The sequence below is a fragment of the Streptomyces sp. NPDC006551 genome (assembly GCF_040611675.1).
Lineage (GTDB): Bacteria > Actinomycetota > Actinomycetes > Streptomycetales > Streptomycetaceae > Streptomyces.
Genome location: NZ_JBEXOT010000022.1, coordinates 1 through 21,504, shown reverse-complemented (window position 1 = coordinate 21,504; position 21,504 = coordinate 1). Strand labels below are relative to the sequence as shown.

General features: G+C 72.8%; 20 protein-coding genes and 1 pseudogene. 11 read left to right on the top strand and 10 right to left on the bottom strand.

Translation table 11 applies throughout. From position 1 onward, the window contains the following. Window positions 1-76 precede the first annotated feature (76 nt). The 3 genes from ABZY12_RS20345 to ABZY12_RS20335 all read left to right on the top strand — a co-directional run bounded on the left by ABZY12_RS20345 (window position 77) and on the right by ABZY12_RS20335 (window position 1,625). Complete coding sequence (locus ABZY12_RS20345; protein ID WP_356892185.1) at window positions 77-811, top strand: D-Ala-D-Ala carboxypeptidase family metallohydrolase; 735 nt, start codon at window positions 77-79, stop codon at window positions 809-811. 23 nt (window positions 812-834) lie between these two features. Further along, a complete protein-coding gene (locus ABZY12_RS20340; protein ID WP_356892183.1) occupies window positions 835-1,317 on the top strand; it encodes an NUDIX domain-containing protein in 483 nt (160 codons plus the stop codon). 62 nt (window positions 1,318-1,379) lie between these two features. Beyond that, window positions 1,380-1,625 carry a hypothetical protein gene (locus ABZY12_RS20335; RefSeq protein ID WP_356892181.1) on the top strand — a complete coding sequence of 82 codons (246 nt, stop codon included), beginning with the start codon at window positions 1,380-1,382 and terminating at the stop codon, window positions 1,623-1,625. A 109-nt stretch (window positions 1,626-1,734) separates the two neighbouring features. On the opposite strand, the gene ABZY12_RS20330 is transcribed toward ABZY12_RS20335, so the two are convergent. After that, entirely contained in the window at window positions 1,735-2,337 is a 603-nt protein-coding gene (locus tag ABZY12_RS20330) for an HD domain-containing protein (protein WP_356892179.1), read from the bottom strand. A gap of 40 nt (window positions 2,338-2,377) precedes the next feature. After that, window positions 2,378-4,255 (bottom strand): NAD-binding protein, encoded by a 1,878-nt coding sequence (locus tag ABZY12_RS20325; RefSeq protein ID WP_356892327.1) that lies wholly within the window; start codon window positions 4,253-4,255, stop codon window positions 2,378-2,380. A 410-nt stretch (window positions 4,256-4,665) separates the two neighbouring features. On the opposite strand from ABZY12_RS20325, the gene ABZY12_RS20320 reads away from it, so the two are divergent. Further along, complete coding sequence (locus ABZY12_RS20320; protein WP_356892177.1) at window positions 4,666-5,982, top strand: serine hydrolase; 1,317 nt, start codon at window positions 4,666-4,668, stop codon at window positions 5,980-5,982. Between the two features lie 83 nt (window positions 5,983-6,065). Here the strand turns inward: ABZY12_RS20320 and ABZY12_RS20315 are convergent, their stop codons facing one another. The 3 genes from ABZY12_RS20315 to ABZY12_RS20305 all read right to left on the bottom strand — a co-directional run bounded on the left by ABZY12_RS20315 (window position 6,066) and on the right by ABZY12_RS20305 (window position 7,884). Then, on the bottom strand, window positions 6,066-6,389 hold the full coding sequence (locus ABZY12_RS20315) for a plasmid stabilization protein (RefSeq protein ID WP_356892175.1): 324 nt from the start codon (window positions 6,387-6,389) through the stop codon (window positions 6,066-6,068). A gap of 125 nt (window positions 6,390-6,514) precedes the next feature. Then, window positions 6,515-7,546 (bottom strand): iron-containing redox enzyme family protein, encoded by a 1,032-nt coding sequence (locus ABZY12_RS20310; protein WP_356892173.1) that lies wholly within the window; start codon window positions 7,544-7,546, stop codon window positions 6,515-6,517. Next, window positions 7,543-7,884, bottom strand: a complete 342-nt coding sequence (locus ABZY12_RS20305; RefSeq protein ID WP_356892171.1) for a DUF3040 domain-containing protein — start codon at window positions 7,882-7,884, stop codon at window positions 7,543-7,545. Before ABZY12_RS20305 ends, ABZY12_RS20310 begins: the two co-directional genes overlap by 4 nt. Window positions 7,885-8,147: 263 nt before the next feature. Between ABZY12_RS20305 and ABZY12_RS20300 the strand changes: the two genes are divergently transcribed. Continuing rightward, the gene (locus ABZY12_RS20300; RefSeq protein ID WP_356892169.1) at window positions 8,148-10,472 is read left to right on the top strand and encodes a SpoIIE family protein phosphatase; all 2,325 of its coding nucleotides are present in this window, start codon (window positions 8,148-8,150) and stop codon (window positions 10,470-10,472) included. A 58-nt stretch (window positions 10,473-10,530) separates the two neighbouring features. Here ABZY12_RS20300 and ABZY12_RS20295 read toward each other — a convergent pair whose 3' ends face one another. Together ABZY12_RS20295 and ABZY12_RS20290 are read right to left on the bottom strand one after the other, a co-directional pair. Further along, the gene (locus ABZY12_RS20295; protein WP_356892167.1) at window positions 10,531-13,503 is read right to left on the bottom strand and encodes a HAMP domain-containing protein; all 2,973 of its coding nucleotides are present in this window, start codon (window positions 13,501-13,503) and stop codon (window positions 10,531-10,533) included. Window positions 13,504-13,587: 84 nt separating this feature from the next. Next, on the bottom strand, window positions 13,588-14,274 hold the full coding sequence (locus tag ABZY12_RS20290) for an ATP-binding protein (RefSeq protein ID WP_356892165.1): 687 nt from the start codon (window positions 14,272-14,274) through the stop codon (window positions 13,588-13,590). Window positions 14,275-14,406: 132 nt separating this feature from the next. Here ABZY12_RS20290 and ABZY12_RS20285 point away from each other — a divergent pair, with 132 nt between their 5' ends. Then, window positions 14,407-15,333 (top strand): SigB/SigF/SigG family RNA polymerase sigma factor, encoded by a 927-nt coding sequence (locus ABZY12_RS20285; protein WP_356892163.1) that lies wholly within the window; start codon window positions 14,407-14,409, stop codon window positions 15,331-15,333. 97 nt (window positions 15,334-15,430) lie between these two features. Here the strand turns inward: ABZY12_RS20285 and ABZY12_RS20280 are convergent, their stop codons facing one another. Continuing rightward, the gene (locus tag ABZY12_RS20280) at window positions 15,431-15,895 is read right to left on the bottom strand and encodes an ATP-binding protein (protein WP_356892162.1); all 465 of its coding nucleotides are present in this window, start codon (window positions 15,893-15,895) and stop codon (window positions 15,431-15,433) included. Between the two features lie 22 nt (window positions 15,896-15,917). Next, window positions 15,918-16,337, bottom strand: a complete 420-nt coding sequence (locus tag ABZY12_RS20275) for an STAS domain-containing protein (protein ID WP_356892160.1) — start codon at window positions 16,335-16,337, stop codon at window positions 15,918-15,920. A gap of 186 nt (window positions 16,338-16,523) precedes the next feature. On the opposite strand from ABZY12_RS20275, the gene ABZY12_RS20270 reads away from it, so the two are divergent. The 3 genes and pseudogenes from ABZY12_RS20270 to ABZY12_RS20260 all read left to right on the top strand — a co-directional run. After that, window positions 16,524-17,252: a nucleotidyltransferase family protein gene (locus tag ABZY12_RS20270; protein WP_356892158.1), complete on the top strand. Its 729-nt coding sequence runs from the start codon at window positions 16,524-16,526 to the stop codon at window positions 17,250-17,252. Further along, complete coding sequence (locus tag ABZY12_RS20265; protein ID WP_356892156.1) at window positions 17,239-17,493, top strand: BON domain-containing protein; 255 nt, start codon at window positions 17,239-17,241, stop codon at window positions 17,491-17,493. The genes ABZY12_RS20270 and ABZY12_RS20265 overlap by 14 nt, the downstream gene beginning before the upstream one ends. Continuing rightward, a pseudogene (locus ABZY12_RS20260) lies at window positions 17,490-18,239 on the top strand (metallophosphoesterase); the annotation flags it as partial. The gene ABZY12_RS20265 and the pseudogene ABZY12_RS20260, both read left to right, overlap by 4 nt. 509 nt (window positions 18,240-18,748) lie before the next feature. Here ABZY12_RS20260 and ABZY12_RS20255 read toward each other — a convergent pair. Then, window positions 18,749-18,991, bottom strand: coding sequence for a DUF5133 domain-containing protein (locus tag ABZY12_RS20255; protein WP_356892154.1), 243 nt, complete (start codon window positions 18,989-18,991; stop codon window positions 18,749-18,751). A 105-nt stretch (window positions 18,992-19,096) separates the two neighbouring features. Here ABZY12_RS20255 and ABZY12_RS20250 point away from each other — a divergent pair, with 105 nt between their 5' ends. Both ABZY12_RS20250 and ABZY12_RS20245 read left to right on the top strand, forming a co-directional pair. Further along, entirely contained in the window at window positions 19,097-20,134 is a 1,038-nt protein-coding gene (locus tag ABZY12_RS20250) for an NAD-dependent epimerase/dehydratase family protein (protein WP_356892152.1), read from the top strand. A 108-nt stretch (window positions 20,135-20,242) separates the two neighbouring features. After that, the gene (locus ABZY12_RS20245; protein ID WP_356892150.1) at window positions 20,243-21,427 is read left to right on the top strand and encodes a zinc-dependent alcohol dehydrogenase; all 1,185 of its coding nucleotides are present in this window, start codon (window positions 20,243-20,245) and stop codon (window positions 21,425-21,427) included. The last annotated feature ends 77 nt before the right edge of the window (window positions 21,428-21,504 follow it).

The following is a 21,504-nucleotide window of genomic DNA, read 5'->3' as shown; positions in this document are numbered from 1 at the left end:
GTGCCGCACCGTTGACCACCTCCCCCGGCGACCTCATGCTCATGACAGGAATCCCGTCTTCCGACACGGAGGTGTCATGGTCCGGCGCACGCTCAGATCGCTGCTCTCCATGGTCCTGCTCGTGGTCGCCGCCCTCGCGGGCACGGTCGCCACATCCGGTACGGCGCATGCCGACGAGTGCTACACCTGGGGTCGCACCCTGTCCTCCGGCATGTCCGGGTCGGATGTGATCCAACTTCAGATCCGAGTGGCCGGCTACCCCGGGTACGGTGGCGTGCTCGCCGTCGACGGCGACTACGGCCCGGCCACGAAGGCCGCCGTGACCCGCTTCCAGCAGGCGTACGGACTCCCCGCGGACGGCGTGGCCGGCCCCTCGACCTTCTCCAAGCTGTACGCGCTCCAGGACGCCGACTGCACGCCCATCCACTTCACGTACGCCGAGCTCAACAAGTGCAACAGCGACTTCTCCGGCGGAGCCGTCAGCGCGGCCACCGCCAAGTCCAACGCCCTGCGGGCGATGTGGAAACTGGAGGCGATGCGCCACGCGCTCGGCGACGTACCGATCTCGGTGAGCAGCGGCTTCCGCTCGTACGCCTGCAACTCGGCGGTCGGCGGCTCGTCCGACAGCCGGCATCTGTACGGGGACGGCATCGACCTGACCGGCTCGCCCTCCTTGTGCACCCTGGCCAAACAGGCCCGCTACCACGGCTTCAACGGGATCCTCGGCCCCGGCTACCCGGGCCACGGCGACCACGCGCACGTCGACACCAGGGCCTCCCGCTACTGGTCGGCGAGCAGCTGCGGGATCTGACCGGTTCGGCCACACTGGACGGCATGCCGGACAAGCGCAGCGCTGGGCTCCTTCTGTTCCGCAGAACCGCGGGCGGTGAGATCGAGGTGCTCATCGGCCATATGGGCGGACCGTTCTGGTCGTCGAAGGACGTCTCCGCCTGGTCGATCCCGAAGGGCGAGTACGGTCCCGAGGAGACGCCCGAGGCAGCCGCCCGGCGCGAGTTCGAGGAGGAGCTCGGGCTGCCGGCACCCGACGGCGAGCCGATCGCGCTCGGAGAGGCGCGCCAGTCGAACGGAAAGACCGTCACGATCTGGGCGGTCGAGGCGGATCTCGACCCGACCCGGATCGTGCCGGGCACGTTCACCATGGAGTGGCCGCGCGGCTCGGGCGTCCAGCAAAAGTTCCCGGAGATCGACCGGGTCGGCTGGTTCACGCCCGTGGCGGCCGCTCCGCTTCTCGTCTCCGGCCAGCGGGTCTTCCTCGACCGCCTCGCCTCGCACCTGGACGGGCGGGAGGGAGCCTGACCCCGATTGTCAGACCCGTAGGAGAGGGTGGGCGGTGCCAACCTGTCGAGAGGGAGCCCGACATGACCACGATCACCGCCCGTGAGCGCGCCGCTGCCCAGGCGTACCTTCGTCTGCTGGAGTCCACCCAGGCGGTCCTGACCGATCCTCGCCTCGCTCCGTACGCCGGGGCGATGCTCACCCACCCCATGGCGGAGGCGGACGAGGCTCTGCGAGCCGCCGGCCTCTCCGGCAACGAAGCCCATCTCCTCCACTTGGTCTCGTCCCTGCGCGCGTCCCCCACGGCGGACCGGGGCAGGCCCCGTTAGACCCTGGACCAGGTGGTAGGTCCTCCAGCGCGACGGGCCCGCAGGGGCGAGCGGTGGCCGACGGTGCGGGAACGCGGGGCGCCCGCCCCCACGTTCCCGCAGCCGTGCCTCAGGCGCGTTCCAGCGGGTTCGCCGCGATCCGGTCCGCGACCCCGCTTCGTACGAGACCGTCGGCGGCGCAGCCGGGCTTCCGCCGGCCCTGGTCGGTGACGAGCTTCAGGAAGGCGCCGCCGAATCCCGCGCGCGGGTGGCGGCGCATCAGCTCCGCGGTGAACTCCGGATCGAAGCCGTCGAGGCCGCCGCCCGACACGTCGGCCGTGGTGCCGATCTGGAGCAGATGGCTCTCCACGTCCTCCTCGGCGGTCACGTCGTGGCGCATGTGCAGCACGATGATCTCGGCGGCGCGGTCGCGCCGGTCGGCCGGCCAGCCGAGTCCGGCGGTGAGGATTTTGGCCACATGGCCGCCCGCCTCCTCGAAGGGCAGGGTGTGGCTGTCGAAGGGGGCGGTCAGGCCGAGGTCGTGCAGCAGCGCGGAGACGTAGAACAGCTCGGCGTCGTACGAGAGCCCCCGCACGCGGGCGTACTCGGCGCCGAACGCGTACGACCGCACCGAGTGGTGGAAGAGAGCCTCGTCGGCGTACTCGGAGCACACCTGTCGGGCGGCCTCGGATGCGAAGCCCTTCGGCACGGGCAGTCCTGCGATGTCGTTCATTGTCCCCTCCCCAGGTGGCGCGGCCGGCGCGCGCCGGGTGTCAGCCTACGGCGCCCGGTACGGGCTGCCGCGGTCGCCTGCCGAGGAGTTCGGCCAGGCCGCGCCGGGTCGCGGCGATCACCACGCGGTCGCCGGGCGCCAGCATCCGCCCGGGGTGGAGCTGCCAGAGGAGGCCGGCGCCCGGGCGGCCGAGGGGTGCGGAGCCGGTGGCGAGTGCGATGACCCGCCAGGCACCGGGCCGGAAGGCTTCGGCGACGGTGCGGTCCTCCAGGAGGGGGTTGTCCGCCACCTCCACGGCCGCGAAGAGCAGCACCCGGCGCTCGACCGGGATGGCGCCGAGGATCTGGCGCCCCATCATCGCGCCGGCGAAGGCCGGTGCGGCCAGGTGGGAGACGCTGCGGCTGCGGGTGAGGGCCTGGGGGTGGGCGGTGCGCAGGGTGCGGTAGACGGCGGTGGCGAAGTCGTCGTCGTACAGGCGCAGGGCGACACGCAGGTCCGGCTTGACCGAGCGGGCGTAGAGCGCCGCCTCCAGGTTGGTGATGTCGATGCTGGTCAGGGCGAGCAGGGCGTGGGCGCGGTGGACGCGCGCGGTTTCGAGGACGCCTTCCTCGGTGACGTCCCCGATGACCGTCGGCACGCGCAGCCGGCGGGCCAGCGCGATGCCGCGCGCCTCGGGATCGGACTCCACGCAGACGACGGGGATGTTCAGCCGGCGCAGCCGTGCCAGGACACGCGTACCGACCTTGCCGAGTCCCAGGAGCACCACATGACCGGAGAGGGTGCGCGGCGGGCGGCGCAGCGAGGTCGCCGTGCGGAACGTGCCGAGGGCTTCGAGGAGTGCGGCGACCAGGACGGGCAGCAGGAGCAGCCCCACGAACCCGGCGAGGATCTGCAGCACCTGACGGCTGGTCGCCTCGCCGACGGCGGGCTCGCCGATCGCGAAGATGTCCAGGAGCGTCAGATAGGCGGCGTGCAGGGGGTGGTCGCCGGTGGTGAGCCAGGTGGCGAGGGCGATGCCGCCGACGGCGGCCGCCACGCCCGCGAGGGACCAGCGCAGCCGTCGTGAGAAGAGCGAGGCGACGGGCAGGGCGGAGGCGCCGAACCGGTTCGGGGACAGGGTCGGACCGGCGTAGCTGATCGCTTCGAGGGCGACCGTGCCGCGGCCGGGGGCCGCCGCGACGGCCCGGTCGTCGGGCAGGAGCCGCGGTCCCTCGTCGCCGCTGCGCTCCGAGCCCTCGCAGCCGGCCGGGTCGTTGGTGGTCGCCGACAGCAGGGCGAGCGTGCACAGCCCCGGGTCGGCGACCTCTCCGTCGGTGGACGGAGGCCGTTCGACGGCGTGCAGGAGCAGGCCGCCGGCCTGGACGACCTTGCTGGTGCCGGCGACGGCGGTGGCGGCGAGCGCGGGGGCCGCGGTGTCCGCGTCGGAGAGCACGGTGGTCGTGGCGTCGAGGAGCTTGGGGTCCAGGCAGGGCTCGGCGACGGCCGCGGCCTGGTCGAGCAGGGCTTCCAGATGCTGGCCCAGCTTGCGGTTGTAGAGGCGGATGACCAGGCGCAGCCGGGGATTGAGACGGCGGGCGGCGAGCGCGGCACGGATGTTGGTCTCGTCGTCGTCGTGCACGAGGGCGAGGGCCGCCGCCTGTTCCACGCCCGCGTCCAGGAGCACCGTGTCGTCCACCTCCGCCGTCTCCACCACCCGGATGGAGCGGGCGGGGGCGGCGCCGCGCTGCTCTCCCACGGTGCTCCGGGTGACGGCCGCCGTCACCCGGCCGAAGAGCGCCTGGGCGATCCCCTGCCGGCCGGGCGCCTGCCGCTCGGGCTCCCTGGGAGTGGGGACGAGCAGGGTGACCCGTTCGCCGTAGACGTCGTGGAGCTCGCCCGCGAGCCGGTGGGCGAGCACGTCGTCACCGCAGACGATCATGTGGCCGACGGGGGCGGGCCGGGGCTGCCGGTCGGCGGCCCGGGGCATGGGCCCTCCGAAGGGCGCGCCGGACGGGCCGGCGACGCCGGAGGCGCGCGGCTCACCGGGCTCCGCCGGAACCGGGCTGCTCTGGTAGGGGTGTGATGCCACGTCACCAGCATGCCCTGCCCCACTGACACCTCGTGACCCCACTGCCCCGCCGCCGCCCGCCCCTCTCGTGCGCCGCGTCGCCGGCCCCTCGCGTACGCCGGGTCCGCCGGCTCCCGCCCGCGCCCGCGCCCGGGTCCGTCCGCCCGCCCCGCCCGCGCGCCCCCGGCTCCCGCGCATCTGCCGGTCCGTCCGGTTCCGCCCGTACGCCGGTCGGCGCACTTCGATCTGCGGATAGGGCCGCCGCTTCCTACGGTGGCTGAATGATCGTCACGTCAGCTGTCCGTCACGCCGCCGCCGGTACCGCGGCGCTGCTGCTCGTGCTGCCGGTCCCCTCGGCCACGGCTTCCTCCGCCACCGAACCCACGCCTCCCGTCGCCCGTTTCATCGACGCGGCCCGTCTCCACGTCGCCGGGACCCAGGTCGAGCCACTGCCCGGCGCGCCCGCCGTCCCGTCCTCCGTCTCCGCGCGGTCGTGGCTGGTCGCCGACGTCGCCACCGGGGAGGTGCTCGCGGCGCGCGACGCCCACCGACGGCTGCCCCCGGCCAGCACCCTCAAGGCGCTGTTCGCCGTGACGGCGCTGCCGCGCCTCGACCACGATCGGCGGCACACCGTCGCCGAGTCGGAGCTGACCGGCATCGGGCCGGGCAGCAGCCTCGTCGGGGTGCGGGCCGGATACACGTACAAGGTGTCGGACCTCTGGAACGGCGTCTTCCTCAGCTCGGGCAACGACGCGGTCCGGGTGCTGGCGGCGATGAACGGCGGATGGGCGTCGATGGCCCGCCAGATGCAGGAGAAGGCGCGGGCATTGGGGGCGCACGACACGCGCGTGGTGTCGCCCGACGGGTACGACGCGCCGGGCCAGGTGTCGTCCGCGTACGATCTGGCGGTCTTCGGCCGTGCCGGCCTGCGGGACCCGGCGTTCATCCGGTACTGCTCGACCCCGTACGCCGACTTTCCGGCGGGGTCCTGGTCGTACGGCATCCGCAACACCAACCGGCTGCTCACGGGCGCCAACGGTGTGGCGCGCTATCCGGGGATCATCGGGGTCAAGAACGGGTACACCAGCGGTGCGGGGAACACCCTGATCGCCGCCGCCCGCCGGGGCTCGCGGACGCTGGTGGTGTCGGTGATGAACCCCCGGTCGGGCGGCGGGCGCGCCGTCTACGAGGAGGCCCGCTCCCTGCTCGACTGGGGGTTCGCCGCGGCGGGGCGGGTCCATCCGGTGGGCTCCCTGCGGCCGGAGCCGCTCAGTGCGAGGCACCGTTCGGTGACCGAGGCGGGCCAGGCGGGGCCGGCGGCGGGAGCGCCGAAGGAGCCGCGGAAGGTCCCGAGCGAGGAGCCCTCACGGCGAACCGCGCCGGCGCGGGCGGCCGCGGCACCGGACCCGGCGCGAGCCGAAGCGGCGCCGAGAGGCATGGCGGGCGCCGAAGCCGCGAACGGCGTGCCCCGGGAGTCCGTCCCCTCCGGCCCCTGGGCCGGGCTCCCGCTGGCGCTGGTGGGCTCGTCCCTCGGGGCGGCGCTCTCCCTGTGGCTGTGGCGGCGCCGGTCGGCGGGGCGTGACGACGGCGGGGCGTGACGGCCGTACGAGAGCGCCGCGCCCCGGCGGGGGCGCGGCGCTCTCGTACGGTCACGCCGGGAGACGTCCCGGCGGCCGGTGGTTCACTTGCCGAGCGAACGCTTCAGCTGCTCCTTGTTCATGGAGGAGCGACCATGGACGTTCTTCTTCTGGGCCTCGGCGTAGAGCTGGTCGTAGGTCGGTCCTTCCGACCCGCTGTGCGAGCGCTTCCCGCCCCGCCGGGAGGACGACATGTCCTCGGTGGACGTCTTGCCGGCGGTCTTGGACTCGCCCGAGCGGGCGCGTTCCTTGTTGACGGTGCGCGCGGCCATCTCCTCCGCGCGCTTCTTGCTCGCGCCCCGGTCGAGGGCGCTGTCCTTGATGTGTTCGTACTGCCGTTCCCGCTTCGGACTCGATCCGCGAGGCATCGTCCGTTCCTTTCCACCGTGCATGAGCTGCATGAGCGGTCTGTCGTGGTCCGTGGGGCCGCGCCGGGACTCCGGCGGACCCCACGACACATTTGCCCTTTTCATCCGCTTTCACGCGCCGAGTGTCACGCGTCCAGCGGTTGGCGGAGTGCCGACTTCCCCTCGGACCAGGCGTCGACCAGGGCATCGCCCAGCCGGTCCTCCAGCAGGCCGGTGGCGTGGATCCCGAAGGCGACGTCCGCGGCTAGCTCCGGCTCGTCCTCGAGGAGGCCGTCGACGACCTCGCGGCGTACCAGCTGCTCGTGGACGGCGTCCGCCTCCACGTGTTCCTCGTAGAAGCGGATCGCCGCGGGTCCCGCTCCCGCCCGTTCGAGGGCGAGCGCGAGCCGGGAGGAGCCGGGCGACGAGGTGATCTCGACCGCCGCGAAGTGCCCGACGAGCGCCCCGCGCAGAGCGCGGTGCAGGCCGAACAGCGACATGAGGTTGACGGTCGCCAGGGTCCGGGCCCCGGCGGCGTCGACATAACGACCGTACGTCGTGTCCAGCCCGAGGTCGGCCATGAGTTCCGCGAACAGACGCGCGTGCATCCGTTCGGCGCGACCGCAGCCGAACTCGTCGTACTCCACCGCCACCATGGACGCCTTGGCACGCCCCCGCAACCGCGGGATGACCCAGGCGTGCGGATCGGCCTCCTTGAGGTGGTAGACCGAGCGCAGCGCCGCGTACTCCCGCAGCTGCCAGAGTTCGCCTCGGTCCACGAGGAAGTGCGAGGCTCCGGTGCCGCCCACCGGTTCGACGAGGATCGCTCCGAGCGCCTCGGCGACGTCATCGGTCGTGCCGCACTCCTCACGCAGGGCCGAGACGAAGACCGCTTCCAGACGGGCTCTCAGTTCCAGCAGGCGGGGGTCCCACTCCGCATCGTCCGCCACCCCGGGGAAGCCCCGGTAGTGGAGTTCGTAGCAGAGATGGAGGGCGAGTTGGAGGTCCTCGCCGTACGGGTCGAGGCGCGCGGTCGCGGCGGCGTCGGGGAGCCGGTCGGCGTCTCCGCGCAGATACGCCCGCACGGCCGCGGACACGTCACCGCGGGCGGCGGGCAGCCCGGGCGCGCTCGTGGTCGGATCCACGGTCCCGGTGGCCGTCTCGGTCACACTGCTCATGTTCTCGTCCTCGTCTTCGTCGACCAGTGGATCACCAGGCGCAGCAGGCAGACCAGGGTGACGACCCACACCGCCGCGAACGCCCAGATCAGGACCGGCGCCCCGGTCGCGACCGCGGAGACGAGAAGGCTGAGGGCGAGGAGCCCCGACAGGGCGGTGCCCAAGGCCGCCCGACGATCCCGCCGTCGTTCGCGCCGGCCGTGGGCGGAGAGCGCCGGCAGCCCGGCCCCGCGCCGCATCGTCCGGAGTCTGCGCTCCAGTGGCGCGTCCTCTCTCAGCTCTCGCTCGATCTCGGCCAGGATGCGCCGCTCGCGCTGTGAGAGCCGTGCCTCCTCCATCGCCGACACCTCCTCGGGTCCGGTCCGGGTCCGGCCGTCCGTCGTCTCCCCGGATGAAGGTCCGGTCGGGCCGGTGCGCGGAAAGCGGAGCTCCGGCGATCCTCATCCGTTCTGCTGCGGCGACTACCCGGAGAAGCACCTTTCAGACACGTCGCGACCCCCGGCACTCCCTCCCATAAAACCTGACAATCGACCCGCACAGGTAGAATCTTGAGCGGACACGATGATTCCGGACGACCGTGCGGTGCAGGGACGGAGGAGCCGTGACGACGACGCCCGCGGCGACGCCTCCAGGGGCCGATGGGGCACGGTCCGGCCAGGACAGCACCGGCCGCCTCTCGGCGGAGAACCGCCGATTGCGCGCCGAACTCACTCGTCGGCACCTTCTCGACCTGGCCACCGGCGTCCTCACCGCCCAGCTGAACGCCTCGCCGGCCGACGCGGCCGCCCACCTCGACGCCCTGGCCCACGCCACCGGACTGGGGATCGAGGACCTCGCCGCGGACATCGTCAACGCCGTCGCGGGACCGTCGCCGCACCCTCCGGTCGTGTCCGCAGCGGGGGCGGCGGCACGGGAGAACCCGCCGGACGCCGGGGCATCCCGAGCCCTCGCGAACCATGTCGTCGACGCACGCCGTGCCCGCCGCACGGTGGTGGCCGCCGAGACCGCCGACACCGTCGGCGAAGCGGCCCGGACCCTGCTGGAGGGCGGCCTGACCCCGTTCGGAGCAGAGAGTCTGTGGCTCTGGCGCTGCGCCGACTCGGGCTGTCTGCGGCTCGCCGGGCACGCCGGCGTGAGCGCGGCCGAGGCGGCGCTCTGGCAGTGGATCCCCCCGGCGGGCCCTGCCCTCTTCCGCGAGGTGCTCACGGACGGGTCCGCCGCCTGGCTGGACTCGGGGCGCGACGACGTCGTCCTGCCAGGCTCCGGGCCGCGCGCCGCGCGGGCGCTGCTCCCCCTGCGCCTGCGCGGGGCGACGGTCGGCCTCGCCCTGGTCTGCTGGCCCGGGCCACAGAGTTTGGACACCCCCGTGAAGCGGGCGCTGATGGGCCTCATGGATGTGGCGGGCACCGTCCTGGACGCGGCCGAGGCGGCGCCGTCGGCCACCCCCGTACTCGCCGACGTCCTGGACGCGCTGGTCCACCCGGCGATGCTGCTGCACACCCCGCCGTCGTCCACGGCTCCCACGGTCGAGCATCTCAACGAAGAGGCCGTGGAGGCGCTGGGGGCCGCGCCGCCGCCCGAGGACCGTTCCCTCGCCCTCGCCCTGCCCGGGGTCCACACAGAACTGGCCCATCTCGCGCGCCGCGCCCACCGCAGCGCGCGGTTGCAGCGGGCGGCTCTGCTGCCCTTGTCGGACCCCTCCCCCGGAGGCGGCTCTCCTCATCTGTTCGACGTACGGGTGCTGCCGGCCGGTCCCGAGCGCACGGTGGTCCTGTGGCACACGGCGAGCGACGCCGGTCTCGCGACCGGGCGGGCGGTCGCCCGTCTGCAGAGCGTGGCCACCTTCCAGGACAGTCTCACCGGTGGGGAGACCATGTGGTCGGAACAGGCGTTCGCGATCTTCGGCATGGCCCGCGACGAGAAGCCCGTACCCCTGCTCGGGCTGCGCGGCCGGGTGCACCCGGAGGACGGCGTGGCGCTGACCGGGCTGCTCAAGACGCTGACCGAACGGCGCACCGGGGCGCAGACGGTGCTGCGCATCCTGCTGGACGACGGGACCGTGCGCCATGTGCGGGTTGCGGCCGAACCGCTGCTCGACGGGCGGGCCGTCAGCGGGATCGCCGGGGTCTACCAGGACGTGTCCGCGAGCCGCCGGACCGAGGCGGCGCTCAACGCGACCTTCGACCATCTGACGGCCGTGCAGGGCCGAGCGGAGATCCGGCACCAACTGGCCCTGCAGCTGCAGCAGGCCATCGTGCCCGAGGTCGCCGATCTGCAGGAGCTGCCCGGTCTGATGGCGGCGGCCCGCTACCGGCCGGCGGCGGAGGAGTACCGGGTCGGCGGCGACTGGTACGACGTCCTCCCACTGCCGAGCGGCAAGATCCTGGTGGCGGTCGGCGACATCGCCGGCCACGGCATCACGTCCGTCAACGGCATGGTGGCGCTCCGCAACGCCCAGCGGGGACTCGCCTTCACCGGCAACTCCCCCCGGTGTCTGATGCGCTGGCTCAACGAGGTGACACTGCGCACCAGCGGCCACCCCACCGCCACGGCCGTCTGCGCGCTGTACGACCCGGCCGACCGCGGCATCGTCTGGTCGAGCGCCGGGCATCTGCCGCCGCTGCTGATCCGGGACGGTAAGGCGCGACTCCTCGACCCCCCGCAGGACGTCCTGCTGGGCGCGGTGCCGGCGTACGAGTACGAGGAGCGGCACGCCCGCCTGAAAGCGGGCGACACGCTGCTGCTGTACACGGACGGGCTGATCGAGCGGCGTCACGACGGCCTCGACGAGGGCCTCGCGCTGCTCGTCGCGGAGGCCGAACGGCAGAGCCGCTACCCCTTGGACGAACTCGTGGAGCGGCTGCTGAGCGCGGCCGCCGGCGACACGGACGACGACACCAGCATCGTCGCCGTACGCGTGCGCTGACGGAGCCGGGACCGTAGCCGAAAGGCGATACCGAACGCGCCGCCGCCGAAGCCTGGCATCAGGAGGGAAGCCACTGGCGGACCTTGGTCATCAGCTCCTCCGCGTCGACGGGCTTGGCGATGTAGTCGCTGGCGCCCGCCGCGAGGGCCCTGGCGCGGTCGCCCGGCATCGCCTTCGCCGTCACCGCGATGACCGGCAGCTCCGCGCGTCCCGGGAGCCCTCGGATGGCCTCGGTGGCGGCGTAGCCGTCCATACCGGCCATCATCACGTCCATCAGGACGAGTTCGACCTCGGGATGGCTGCTCAGCAGGTCGAGACCCGAGCGGCCGCCGTCGGCCCGCAGGACCCGGACGCCGTGGCCCTCCAGCACTTCGGTGAGGGCGTAGACGTTGCGTACGTCGTCGTCGACGACGAGTACGGTCCGGCCCGCCGTGCGGGGGTCCGGCACGCCCTCGGGGAGGGGCTCGGGCCGACCGGAGCCCTCGGCCCGGCCGCCTTCGACGGCGCCCTGCCCGCCGTCGAGGCCCGGCAGGTCTCCGAGCCGTGGCTCGGGAAGGTAGAAGGTGAAAACGCTGCCGCGCCCGGGGGTGCTCTGGACGTCGAGGGCGCCGCCGAGCAGCCCGGCCACCTCGCGGCTGATGGACAGCCCGAGGCCGGTTCCTCCGTAGCTGCGCGCGGTGGTGCCGTCGCCCTGCTGGAAGGCGCCGAAGATGCTCTCCAGACGCTCGGACGGGATACCGGTGCCCGTGTCGCTGACCCGGAAGGCGAGGGCCGACCCGTTCTCGCGCAGCCGGGGTGGCAGTTCGGCGCTGTCCGCGCGGTCGATGGTCAGCTCGACCCGGCCCTTGTCGGTGAACTTCATGGCGTTGGAGAGCAGATTGCGCAGGATCTGTCGGAGCCGCGACTCGTCCGTGGTCAGCTCGTCCGGCACGTCCGGCCCCACGGTGACCGAGAACTCCAGCTCGCGCTCGTCGGCCACCGGGACGAAGGTCGCCTCCAGGTACTCGAGGAGCTGGTGCAGCGCGAACGGCTCGGGCCGGATCTCCATCTTGCCCGCCTCGACCTTCGACAGGTCGAGGATGTCGTTGATCAACTGCAGCAGGTCGGAGCCGGCGGAGTGGATCACCTCGGCATAGTCGACCTGCTTCTCCGTCAGGTTCCCCTCCGGGTTCTGGGCGAGCAACCGGGCCAGGATCAGCAGGCTGTTGAGCGGCGTGCGCAGCTCGTGGCTCATGTTGGCGAGGAACTCGGACTTGTACATGGAGGTACGGGAGAGCTGCTGGGCCCGCGCCTCCAGCTCCTGGCGCGCCTGCTCGATGACGAGGTTCTTGGACTCGATGTCCTGGTTGCGCTCGGCGAGCAGCGCCGCCTTCTCCTCCAGTTCGGCGTTGGAGCGCTGGAGTTCCTGCTGGCGTGCCTGCAACTCCTCGGAGCGGGAGCGAAGTTCGTCGGTGAGCCGCTGCGACTGCCCGAGCAGCTCGTCCGTGCGGAGGTTGGCGACGAGCGAGCTGACGACGGCTCCCGCCGTGTCGACGAACTGTTCGAGGAAGTCGCGGTGGATGGGGGTGAAGGGGTGGAGCGAGGCGAGTTCCACGGCTCCGAGGACCTGGTCCTCGACGACGATCGGCAGGATGATCAGCATGCCCGGTTCGCCCTGGCCCGCCCCGGAGGCGATGGTGGCGTAGCCGGGCGGCACCTCGTCCACGACGAGGGTGCGCCGGTCGCGGGCGGCCTGCCCGACGAGCGACTGGCCGAGGCGGAAGCGGCGAGGCGCGTCGCCCGGGTCCTCCGGGGCGCCGTACGCCGCGGTCATGACGAGTTCGGTGCCCCGTTCGTCGTGCTGGGCCAGGAAGAAGGCTCCGTACTGCGCGGCGACCAGGGGCGGCACCTCGGTCATGATCAGCTCGGCGATGTGGGGGAGGCCCCGGGTGCCCTGCATGAGGCTCGCTATCCGGGCGATGTTGGTCTTGAGCCAGTCCTGTTCCTCGTTGGCGCGGGTGGTGGCCCGCAGCGACTCGACCATCGCGTTGATGTTGTCGCGGAGGTCTCCGACCTCGCCGGGGGCCTCGACGGTGATGGAGCGGGTGAGGTCGCCCTCGGCGACGGCGCTCGTCACCTCGGCGATGGCGCGGACCTGGCGGGTGAGGTTCCCGGCGAGTTCGTTGACGTTCTCGGTGAGCCGCTTCCAGGTGCCCGAGACCCCTTCGACCTCCGCCTGACCGCCGAGCTTTCCCTCCGTACCGACTTCCCGCGCCACGCGCGTGACCTCGGCGGCGAACGAGGACAGCTGGTCGACCATGGTGTTGATCGTGGTCTTGAGCTCCAGGATCTCGCCCCGCGCGGAGACGTCGATCCGGCTGGTCAGATCTCCCTGGGCGACGGCCGTGGTGACCTGGGCGATGTTCCGCACCTGGTTGGTGAGGTTGTCGGCCATGGAGTTGACGTTGTCGGTGAGGTCCTTCCAGGTGCCGGACACCCCGCGGACGGTGGCCTGGCCCCCGAGTTTGCCCTCCGTACCGACCTCGCGGGCGACGCGGGTGACCTCCTCGGCGAAGGAGGAGAGCCGGTCGACCATCGTGTTGATGGTCTCCTTCAGCTCCAGGATCTCGCCCCGCGCGTCGACGCGGATCTTCCGGGTCAGATCGCCGCCCGCGACCGCGGTGGCGACCTGCGCGATGGACCGGACCTGGGAGGTCAGGTTGTCGGCCATCGTGTTGACGCCCGAGGTCAGCTCCTGCCAGACGCCGTGCACTCGCGGCTCGCGGGCCCGGCCGCCGAGCAGGCCCTGCCCGCCGACCTCGCGGGCGACCCGGGTGACCTCGGAGGTGACCAGGGAGAGCTGGTCGACCATGTCGTTGTAGACGATCGCGATCTGCCCGTGGATGCCTTCGGCGGCTTCCGGGAGACGCAACGTGAGGTCGCCGTCCCGTACGGCGGTGAGTCCGGCCAGCAGCTCTCGGAGCCCGTACTCGCCCGGGCCGGCCGGCTCGGCGGCCCCGGCGGCGGGAGTGGTGCGGGGAGATACGTCCATCACGGCCTCGCGACGACGCGGGAGCGGTACGGGGTGCACCGCGGTGGCCCGGTTCGCATTACCACTTTAGGGCTGCCGAGTGGATCAGGCCGGACGAGCGGGCCCTGCGTCATGGGGCGGCGCCGTCCGCGCCGTCCGGCTGAGGAGGGCCCCGTCGGCCCCGGTGGCCTGCCGGCTTCTGTCGCCGCCGTCGGCCCTGGTGGCCGCACGGTTTCCGTGGGCGCCGTCGGCGGCCCGTTCGGCTCTGCCCGTCCTGTCCGCCCGTTCGGACCTGTCCGGCCTGTCCGCCGTGTCCGCCCGTTCGGCCCCGTCCGCCCTGTCGCCCCCATCGGCTCCGGGCTCGGCCGCCCGCCCCAGCACCTCGACCTCGAACCAGACCGCCTTCCCCTTGGAGCGCGGCAGCGAGCCCCACGCCACGGAGAGCCGCTCCAGGAGGTACAGACCGTGCCCGGAGGACCGGGTCGGCCGGTGCGGCCCGCGGGGGCGCGGGTGCACGGGGCTGGTGTCGCTGACCTGGACCCACAGCCGCCCGTCCGTGCGGTGCAGGCACAGCTCGTAGGGGGTGCCCCCATGGGTGTACGCGTTGGTGACGACTTCCGAGACCAGGAGCAGGACGTCCTCGGCGGCGGTCTGTCCCGGGGCTCCGGCCTGCCCGAACCACTCCCGCAACGCCTGGCGGGCGAGATCACGGCACTCGGCCACCACGCCGGGCCCGCCGGTCAGGGGGAACCGCCGGGCTCGCGCCGTGCCGTGCTGCTGCGACGTCGTCATACGTCGCCGTTTCCCTCACATTCGGTGTCAATTCATCTCAAAAGGGAATCTCTCCCTAGGGACTCTCGAACGATGGCCTTTCGCCGCCTCTCCCGGACGGCGAAGGGCTGCGCCACCCGTCGAGGGAGCATCATGTCCACTTCGCACATCGCCCGACATCACTCCGCCGCCCCGGCTCCTGCCACTCTCCCGGGGGCCGCGCCACGTGCGCCGGTCGAGCCGGCCGAGGTGCGGCGGCGGGCGCTGGACGGCCTGCCCGAGATCGACCGGCCCACGGAAGTGAGCACGGCCGACGCCCAGACCCTCTCCATGGCGCTCTTCACCCGGTTGGAGGCGCTGGAGGAGGGCACGGCGGAACACGCGTACGTCCGGAACACCCTGGTGGAGCTGAACCTCAGCCTGGTGAAATTCGCGGCGCGTCGCTTCAAGAACCGGGCGGAGCCCACGGAGGACATCATCCAGGTCGGCACCATCGGACTGATCAAGGCGATCGACCGGTTCGAGACCAGCCGTGACGTGGAGTTCTCGGCGTTCGCGCTGCCCACGATCGTGGGCGAGATGAAGCGCTTCTTCCGGGACACGAGCTGGGCCGTCCAGGTTCCGCGCCGACTCCAGGAGCTGCGCATCGAGCTGGCCAAGGCGATCGACACGCTGGAGCAGGATCTGGGCCGCCGTCCCAGCCGGGCCGAGCTGGCCGCGCACCTTCGGGTCGACGAGGCGAGCGTGGCCGAGGGCGAGCAGGCCGCGAACGGCTATGTGGCGCGCTCGCTCGACACCCCGGCCGGCGACGAGGAGACGTCGCTCACGGCGGGGGCCCGTCGCCTGGGCGAGGAGGAGCGTTCCTTCGAGCTGATCGACTCCCTGGAGTCGCTCAAACCGCTGATCGCCCGGCTCGACGAGCGGGACCGGCGGATCCTGTCGCTGCGCTTCGGTGACGAACTCACGCAGTCGGAGATCGGCGAGCGGCTCGGCCTGTCCCAGATGCACATCTCCCGGCTGCTCGCCAGGATCCTCGACGAGCTCAGGACCGGACTCCTGGAGGACGCCCCCGACACCTGAAGCATGGGCTCAGGACCGGCCTCTGGAGGACACCCCCGACACCTGAAGCATGCCGGTCGTGCCGCGGACCGTCGCCTTCAGGGGTGGTGCCACGTGTTCAGGGGTGGTGCCACGTGCGGGAAGGGCGATCGACCTCGAGCCACACCACCTTGCCGCCCTCGCGCGGTTCCGATCCCCAATCACCCGCCAGCCGGTCGAGCACCATCAGCCCGTGCCCCCCGGGGAGCGAAGCGGCCCGCGGCAGGCGGCGCGTCGGATGGTCGGGGTTGGCGTCGGCGACCTCGATCCGGAGGCGTTCCCCCGTGTGGCGCAGGACGAGTTCCTCCGGGCCGCCGGCGTGGAGACAGGCGTTGGTGACCACCTCGGAGACCAGGAGCAGGACGTCGTCCACCCGCTCCCGCGCCTCCTCGGTCTCTGCCGGTGTCCAGCCCCAGTCGGCCAGCGCCTCGGCGGTGAAGTCGCGGCAGCGCGTCACGACGCCTCGGGTGCCGAACAACAGGAGCCGTCGAATCTGGCCCTCGTGTTCCCCGACGGCTTCGCCGGCCGTGGCTTCCTGGTCCATGAGTGCCTCCGCCCTCGCGCGTCTACCCGCCCACCCGCCGGTCCGCCCGTGCCTCCGCGACGTCCTCGTACACCCGGAAGACGCTCATCGCCCCGGTGATCTCGAACATGCGAGCGACCGGCGGCCGCAGGCCGGCCAGTTCCACGCTCCCGCCCGACTCCAGCGCGCGGAGGCGGGCCCTCAGCAGCACGTTGAGGCCCGAGGAGTCGCAGAACGTCAGAGCCGAGCAGTCGACGACGATCCGGCCCGCCCGGACGGGCCGGTCCGGTGGATCCGCCCCCGTGACGGGTGGTCCGGTCGCCTCCGCCGTACCGTTTCCTTCCTCCAGCGCCGCCCGCAGGGTGTCCGCGGTGTCGTGGTCGAGCTCCCCTCGGAGGGTCAGCACCACGGAACCGGGTTCCTCCCCGGAGACGGCTTCGACGGCGAACCTCTCGGCCTCCATGGGGTCACCGCCTTCCCTTCGCCTTCCCGCGCCTCACGGGCGTCTACCCACCCCACGGCCCGAAACTCGACCATTGCCTCGAATCGACCACGAAGCGGCGACGGATCATTTCCCGGTGACTGGGTACCCGCATGGCTCCCGCCCCTGAACCCTCGGCATGGACCTCAGCAGGACGGAGCACCGGCCATGAACCTGATGGAAGGCCCGGCCCGGCACAACGCCATCCGGACCGGCTCGAACAGCACGGCGTCGGACCCGAACCGCCTCCCCGCCTCGTCCCCCGCCCCGGCCGGGGGCCGCGGACGGGACAGCGCGGGAGGGGCGCCGGAGAGCCTGCCGCCGGACCACACCCAGGCCATCCTGGAGACCACCAAGCAGGTGGCCGCGCTGCTGAAGAAGTCGGGCTGCCCCTTCGCCCTGGTCGGAAGCGTGGCGGTGTACGCGCACGGCATCCCGGTCAGACTGCAGCACGACACGGACTTCGCACTGCGCCGTGACGACGCGGAGGCGGTCGTCCACATCCTCGAGGAGAACGGCATCGAGATCGTCGAGCCGCCCGAGGACTGGCTGGTGAAGGCGCGCACCAGGGGCGAGCAGATCGACCTGATCTTCGCGCTCGCGGACCGCCCGGTGACGACGGAGCTGCTCGAGCGGGCCCAGCAGTTGCCGGTCGACTCCGTGCACATGCCGGTGCTCGCCCCCACGGACCTGGTCAGCAGCCGGCTGGCCGCGCTCTCGGAGCACCACTGCGACTTCGGGGCGCTGCTGCCGGTCGCCCGGGGCCTGCGCGAGCGCGTGGACTGGGACCGGGTGCGCAGGGAGCACGGGGACGCCCCGATGCCGGACGCCTTTCTGTACCTGCTGGAGCGGCTGGACGTGATTCCCGGGAGGGAGGCCGACGATGAGGGAAGGTGACGAAGGCGAGTACCTGATCGCCCATCTGCTGGACCGGCTCGCGGGCGACGAGGTCGCCGAGCTGGGTGTACGGATCGAGATGCGCGGAGGCGCGGTACTTCTCTCCGGAGCCGTGCCCACCGCGGCGCGGCGGGACCAGATCCTGCGCATCGCGGACGAGATGATGGGCGGGCTGCCGGTCCGTTCCGATCTCGTCGTGGTCTGCGCCGACGCCCCGGACCGTTCCGAGGAGCTGCGATGAACACGAGGGCGGACGAGCGGAACGATGTCGTGCGCGTGGCAGCGGTCGGGGACATCCACTTGGGGCCGGACGGTCATGGCCTGTTGCGGCCCGCGTTCGAGACTCTTTCCGATCGAGCGGACCTGTTGCTCCTGGCGGGTGATCTGACCTGCCACGGGACCGTCGAGGAGGCCGAGGTCGTGGCCGGGGAGGTGACCGGTCTGGGCGTGCCCGTGGTGGCCGTGCTGGGCAATCACGACTACCACTCGGACCAGGAGACGGGTGTGACCGACACCCTGCGGTCCGCCGGCGTCAGCGTCCTCGAGGGTTCGGCCGCGGTGCTGGACGTGGCGGGTCACAAGATCGGCGTCGCCGGTACGAAGGGGTTCTGCGGCGGCTTCGCGGGGCGCAGCGCGGGGGAGTTCGGGGAGCCCGAGATGAAGGCGTTCGTGCGCTACACCCGGCGCAGCGCGGTCGCGCTGCGCCACGCGCTGGAGGAACTGGGCGCGGACGGCTGCCGGGTGAGGATCGCCCTGACGCACTTCGCGCCGGTGCCGGACACCTTGGCCGGGGAGCCGCCGGAGATCTATCCGTTCCTCGGCAGCTACCTCCTGGCGGAGGCCATGGACGAGGGCGGAGCCGATCTGGCCGTCCACGGGCACGCCCACCTGGGCACGGAGCACGGGATGACGGCGGGCGGGATCCGGGTGCGGAACGTGGCCCAGCCGGTGATCGGCCGGGCGTACGCCGTCTATCACCTCCCGCTCGACGGCAAGGCGTCGGCGGACGGTGCGGCCGCGATCGGCGTACGGGCGCCGGAAGTCGCCGCGGACGCCGACGGCGGCCGCGCCCGGGGGCACCGGCAGCCCCCCACCGGAGTCCCCGAACCGACGGCCCACCCCCGATCCGACGGCGTCCGCGAACCCGTCGGACGGACGGGCGGTGACGGTCGGCCCTCCGGCCGAGACGGCGAGGCGGGAGCGGTGACGACACCCGACGGGGCCCCGGCACCGGCCACCTCCGCGCGGCCGGCCGGGCGTTCGGCGCCCGGAACGGACGCGGGGCCGTCGTGAAGGCGTGGCCGCCGGGGGGTCGGCGCGGGGTCCTGGGGACAGCAGGGTCCGCGCGGATCGGGCACGGAGTTCTCATCAGGCCGCGGTCCGCGTGGGACGGCCGTGGCGTCCTCGTCAAGCCGCGGTCCGCGCGGGCCGGGCGCGGGGTCCTCCGGAGGGCCCGATCGGTCCCGGATGGGTGTCGGGCCCTCCTGAGGGGGCGGTCAGGCGCCGGGAAGGCTTTCCAGCGTCTTGCGGGGCACGCGGCTTCCCGTGCCGACGTACCGCTCGGCCGCGTGCACCGCCTCGCGGGCGGTCCGCTCTCCCATCAGGACGCACAGCGTGTACGCCGTGTCCTCGAAGCGCCTGCGCGTCGACAGGTCGCCCGGCCGTTGGAGAACCACTCGCTCCTGGGCCCGGTAGTGCCGGAGCAGCCGGTCGATCGTCTTCTTGTCGGGCAGCAACATCTTGTCCTCCTGGCACGCCCCCCTTCCCTCCATTGCTCTATAGTCCGGTCGGACGCTCACCTGCGCGACCCGTTCGGACACACTCCGTAACGGAAGGTCTGTCCCATGAACGCGAGCGACGCCCTGAAGGTGGTCGTCACCGGCGCCACCGGCAATGTCGGTACGAGCGTGGTCCGGGCCCTCGCCCGGGAGCCGCGGGTCGCCTCCGTCCTCGGACTGGCCCGCCGCAGGCCCGGGTTGACCCTCCCGAAGACGGAGTGGGCGGAGGTGGACCTGTCGCTGGAACGCGACGAGCCACGGCTCGCGCAGTACGTCGAGGACGCCGACGCCGTCGTCCATCTCGCCTGGCGTTTCCAGCCGACCCATGACCCGGTCGAAACCTGGCGGTCCAACGTCCTCGGCTCGCTGCGCGTCTTCGACGCGGTCGCGGCGGGGCGGGTGCCGGTCCTGGTGCACGCCTCGTCGGTCGGGGCGTACTCCCCCGGCCCCAAGACGGGCCCCGGGGTCTCGGAGTCCTGGCCGACGCACGGCTGGCCCGGCGCCGCGTACACCCGCGAGAAGGCGTATCTCGAACGGGTCCTCGACACCTTCGAGCGCGATCATCCGCTGACCCGGGTGGTGCGGATGCGACCGGCCTTCCTCTTCAAGGAGGAGTCGGCGAGCGAGCAGCGCCGGATCTTCGCCGGCCGCTTCTTCCCCGGCGGTCTGCTGCGCCCCGAACTCCTGCCCCTGGTTCCGCGGTTCGAGGGCCTGCGCTTCCAGGCGCTGCACACCGACGACGCGGCCGAGGCCTACCTCCGGGCGCTGCTGCGCGATGTCCGAGGCGCCTTCAACCTCGCCGCGGACCCGGTGGTCGACGCCGAGACGCTGGCCGGGCTGCTGGACGCCCGGGCCGTGAAGGTGCCGAGGAGCGCCGTGCGCGGCGCGCTCGCGGCGGCCTGGAAGCTGCGGGTCGCGCCCGCCTCGCCGGACCTCTTCGACGCGGTGCTGCGGCTGCCCGTGCTGGCCACGGAGAGGGCGCGCCGTGAACTCGACTGGGAGCCGACGGTGAGCTCGGTGGAGGCCCTGCGGGCCTTCCTGCGTGGGGTACGGGCGGGGAGCGGCGACGCCACGGCTCCGCTCACCGGCCGTCGTGTCGGCTGAGCGGCCGGCGGCCCCGTTTCGGCCCCTCGCCGCCGGGCACTCGCCCGCACGGCTCGGGGCGTCACCGCACGGCGCCGCGGCGAGAAGGCGTCGAGAAGGAGGTGTCCCATGCGGGCGCTGACATGGCACGGCAGGCGTGACGTCCGGGTGGACACTGTGCCCGATCCGACGATCCAGGAGCCCACGGACGTCATCGTGGGCATCACGGCGACCGGTATCTGCGGTTCCGATCTGCATCTCTACGAGACGTTGGGACCGTATCTCGATCCGGGGGACATCCTGGGGCACGAGCCCATGGGACGGGTCGTCGAGGCGGGTCCCGAAGTCACGTCGCTCGCCCCCGGCGACCGGGTCGTCGTCCCCTTCAACGTCTCGTGCGGCGATTGCTTCATGTGCGCGCGCGGCCTGCACTCCCAGTGCGAGACGACGCAGGTGCGCGAGCACGGCAAGGGCGCCGCGCTCTTCGGGTACACCAAGCTGTACGGGCAGGTGCCGGGCGGGCAGGCCCAGTACCTGCGGGTGCCGTTCGCGGACCGGTTGCCGGTGAAGGTGCCCGAGGGTCCGCCCGACGAACGGTTCGTCTACCTCTCGGACGTACTGCCGACGGCGTGGCAGGCGGTGCGGTACGCGGACGTGCCCCCCGACGGCTCGGTCACCGTCCTCGGACTCGGACCCATCGGCGACATGGCCGCCCGGATCGCGCTGCACCAGGGCGCCCGGGTCGTCATCGGCGTGGACCTGGTGACCGAACGGCTCGCCCGGGCCGCCGCTCGCGGGGTGACCGCGGTCGACCTGCGCGAGCACGGAGCGCAGCTCGCGGATGTCATCCGGGAGATGACCGGCGGCCGGGGCACGGACGCGGTGATCGACGCCGTCGGCATGGAGGCCCATGGCTCGCCGGTGGCGAAGGCGGCACAGCGGGTCACCGGGATGCTGCCGGATCCGGTCGCCCAGCGCCTGATGGAGTTCGCCGGGGTCGACCGACTGCAGGCGCTGCACACGGCGATCGACATCGTGCGGCGCGGCGGGACGATCTCGGTCGTCGGGGTGTACGGCGGCATGGCGGACCCGCTGCCGATGCTGACCCTCTTCGACAAGCAGATCCAGCTGCGGATGGGGCAGGCGAACGTGCGGCGGTGGGTCGACGAGATCCTGCCGCTCCTGGACGGCGGGGATCCGCTGGGCGTGGAGGGCTTCGCGACCCATGTGCTGCCGCTGGAAGAGGGCCCGTCGGCGTACGCCACGTTCCAGGCGAAGGAGGACGGGATGGTCAAGACCCTGCTGCGGCCGTGACCACCGTCGCCGCGGCGGACGGCTGAGGGAGGCGGGCCGAGGGAGGCGGAGGGAACGGTGGGGCCGGTACAACCCCC

Bases quoted from the DNA above. Each gene is read 5' to 3' on its own strand.
- ABZY12_RS20280 (WP_356892162.1), bottom strand. From the start codon at position 15,895: ATGGACCAGGAAGCCACGGCCGGCGAAGCCGTCGGGGAACACGAGGGC.
- ABZY12_RS20295 (WP_356892167.1), bottom strand. From the start codon at position 13,503: ATGGACGTATCTCCCCGCACCACTCCCGCCGCCGGGGCCGCCGAGCCG.
- ABZY12_RS20265 (WP_356892156.1), top strand. From the start codon at position 17,239: ATGAGGGAAGGTGACGAAGGCGAGTACCTGATCGCCCATCTGCTGGAC.
- ABZY12_RS20315 (WP_356892175.1), bottom strand. From the start codon at position 6,389: ATGCCTCGCGGATCGAGTCCGAAGCGGGAACGGCAGTACGAACACATC.
- ABZY12_RS20330 (WP_356892179.1), bottom strand. From the start codon at position 2,337: ATGAACGACATCGCAGGACTGCCCGTGCCGAAGGGCTTCGCATCCGAG.
- ABZY12_RS20305 (WP_356892171.1), bottom strand. From the start codon at position 7,884: ATGGAGGAGGCACGGCTCTCACAGCGCGAGCGGCGCATCCTGGCCGAG.
- ABZY12_RS20320 (WP_356892177.1), top strand. From the start codon at position 4,666: ATGATCGTCACGTCAGCTGTCCGTCACGCCGCCGCCGGTACCGCGGCG.
- ABZY12_RS20335 (WP_356892181.1), top strand. From the start codon at position 1,380: ATGACCACGATCACCGCCCGTGAGCGCGCCGCTGCCCAGGCGTACCTT.
- ABZY12_RS20285 (WP_356892163.1), top strand. From the start codon at position 14,407: ATGTCCACTTCGCACATCGCCCGACATCACTCCGCCGCCCCGGCTCCT.
- ABZY12_RS20250 (WP_356892152.1), top strand. From the start codon at position 19,097: ATGAACGCGAGCGACGCCCTGAAGGTGGTCGTCACCGGCGCCACCGGC.
- ABZY12_RS20255 (WP_356892154.1), bottom strand. From the start codon at position 18,991: ATGTTGCTGCCCGACAAGAAGACGATCGACCGGCTGCTCCGGCACTAC.
- ABZY12_RS20290 (WP_356892165.1), bottom strand. From the start codon at position 14,274: ATGACGACGTCGCAGCAGCACGGCACGGCGCGAGCCCGGCGGTTCCCC.
- ABZY12_RS20340 (WP_356892183.1), top strand. From the start codon at position 835: ATGCCGGACAAGCGCAGCGCTGGGCTCCTTCTGTTCCGCAGAACCGCG.
- ABZY12_RS20325 (WP_356892327.1), bottom strand. From the start codon at position 4,255: ATGATCGTCTGCGGTGACGACGTGCTCGCCCACCGGCTCGCGGGCGAG.
- ABZY12_RS20275 (WP_356892160.1), bottom strand. From the start codon at position 16,337: ATGGAGGCCGAGAGGTTCGCCGTCGAAGCCGTCTCCGGGGAGGAACCC.
- ABZY12_RS20310 (WP_356892173.1), bottom strand. From the start codon at position 7,546: ATGAGCAGTGTGACCGAGACGGCCACCGGGACCGTGGATCCGACCACG.
- ABZY12_RS20245 (WP_356892150.1), top strand. From the start codon at position 20,243: ATGCGGGCGCTGACATGGCACGGCAGGCGTGACGTCCGGGTGGACACT.
- ABZY12_RS20345 (WP_356892185.1), top strand. From the start codon at position 77: ATGGTCCGGCGCACGCTCAGATCGCTGCTCTCCATGGTCCTGCTCGTG.
- ABZY12_RS20270 (WP_356892158.1), top strand. From the start codon at position 16,524: ATGAACCTGATGGAAGGCCCGGCCCGGCACAACGCCATCCGGACCGGC.